This window comes from Nocardioides sp. CPCC 206348 (assembly GCF_048654705.1).
In the GTDB taxonomy this organism is placed as follows: domain Bacteria; phylum Actinomycetota; class Actinomycetes; order Propionibacteriales; family Nocardioidaceae; genus Nocardioides.
On the sequence record NZ_JBMCZA010000040.1, the window covers coordinates 8,645 to 10,583 of the forward strand.

Sequence of the window (1,939 nt, forward strand, 5' to 3'; positions counted from 1 at the left end):
GTAGATCCCGCTCGCTCGGGGATTTGAGCCGTGTCGCGTTTATGTCCCGAAAGCTCCAGCCAATGGGTCATTCGAGATCACGTTGGCGCAAAGAACCGGAGACGCGAGGGGGAGTCGGGGCGCGTTTGTGCAGGTCAGGGCAGGAATGCTCATGACACAGCAAAGACCGGGGGAGTCGCGTCGCTTTCCCGTGGTCGGCCAGGGGGGCGCAGGTTCAAATCCTGTCAGCCCGACCGAAAAACTGCCTCTGACTTGCGGAAACGCAGATCAGAGGCAGTTTGAGATTTGAGCCGGATCGGCCATGTGTCCCGCGTGGCTATTGAACTGACCGGAACGGTGTGTCGGTCGTGTGGGTCCTGCTGTCGAATGAGCGTGACCCGCCGATCCCGCGTGATGTCATGCGTTCTGGCTGCCGGGGCGACCAGCTTGTATGACGCCCCGGTTCATCCCCGCCAACACACCTCCCGGCGGAGGCCCGTGCACCGTGGGAGTCAAGGCCGAGCACGGCGATGGTCCTCAAAGTGCACTGAACAACTATAGATTCGCGACGGCAGTCCACCCGAGAGAAGGAATCACCCATGCCGTCGCGAACCCCGTTCAAGTCGATCGCCGTGCCCGCCGTGCTGACACTGCTCAGCGTTGGGCCAGTCATCGGTCACTCTCACGCCTCCACCGCGGGCGCGGCACCCGCCCAGGAGGCGCCACGACCCAACCTCGTCTTCGTCATGGCCGACGACCTCGGCTGGTCGGACCTGAGTACCGACCTGGTCAACGGTGGCTACGGCAACGACTTCAACGAGACGCCGAGGATCGACCAGCTCGCCCAGGAGGGCCAGGTCTTCACTGAGGCCTACGCCTCTGTCCAGTGCTCGCCGACCCGTACGGCGCTGCACACCGGCCAGTACGCCACCCGCCCGACCAACAACGTCTACGCGGTGGGCGCCATCACCGGTCCGGCGAGCAGCCCCCTGCTGGGCGTGACGCAGGGTCGCCGGGCGGAGGACGGCAGAACCGCTGTCCCGGTGAGCCACACGACCGTCGGTGAGAACCTTCAGAACGCCGGGTACACCACCGGCTACACCGGCAAGTTCCACGTCACCGGCTCCATCGACGAGATCGTCACGAGCCATGGGTACGACGAGAGCTGGGGTGGCAGCCAGAACTCGCACGCGACGTACTACTTCGCCACCAACGGGCAGTTCAACGACTCGGTCGCCCCGGCGCTGGACGTGTTCGGGGCCGACTACTCCCAGGAGTACGTCGACCAGAACATCGCGCCGTACAGCAAGGGCGTCACGGACGCGCAGCTCGATGCGCTCGTCGGGACGGACAAGCACGTCACCGATGCGCAGACCGACGCGACGCTCGACTTCATCGACCGCAGCAAGGACGAGCCGTTCTTCGCCTTCGTCAGTGAGTTCGCGCCGCACTTCCCCGTCAACGACCGGCAAGCGCGCCCGGACCTGTTGGCGAAGTACCAGGCCAAGACGCCGGGCGAGGACCCGGCCAAGCCGTCGTACGGAGCCTTGACTGAGGGGGTGGACCAGTCGGTGGCGCGGATCATCGACTACCTCGAGGAGACTCCGGACCCGCGCAACGGGGGCAAGCCGCTGGCCGAGAACACGCTGGTCATCTTCACGTCCGACAACGGCGGCGAGGAGGACCCGGTCAACTCCGGTGCCTTCAACGGTCCGCTGCGCGCCGACAAGGGCCAGATGTACGAGGGCGGCGTGCGCGTGCCGTGGATCGTGTGGAGCCAGAACTCCGCCCTGGTCCGTGGTGGTGGCCGGGCGAACGACACCATCGTGAACAGCACGGACCTCTACACGACACTCGCTTCCTATGCACGAGCGCCGCTGCCGGCGGGCGTCCCGCTGGACGGCATCGACCTGAAGCCGGCCTTCAGCAAGGGGACCCACATCAACCGTGACCACTTCCA

Annotated in this window: 1 protein-coding gene; it reads left to right on the top strand. The window is 65.7% G+C overall.

The genetic code is table 11. The features are described 5' to 3' along the window. Positions 1–578 precede the first annotated feature (578 nt). Positions 579–1,939: sulfatase-like hydrolase/transferase (locus ACOADB_RS01160; protein ID WP_378596091.1), on the top strand; the 1,361-nt coding region annotated here is incomplete at its 3' end.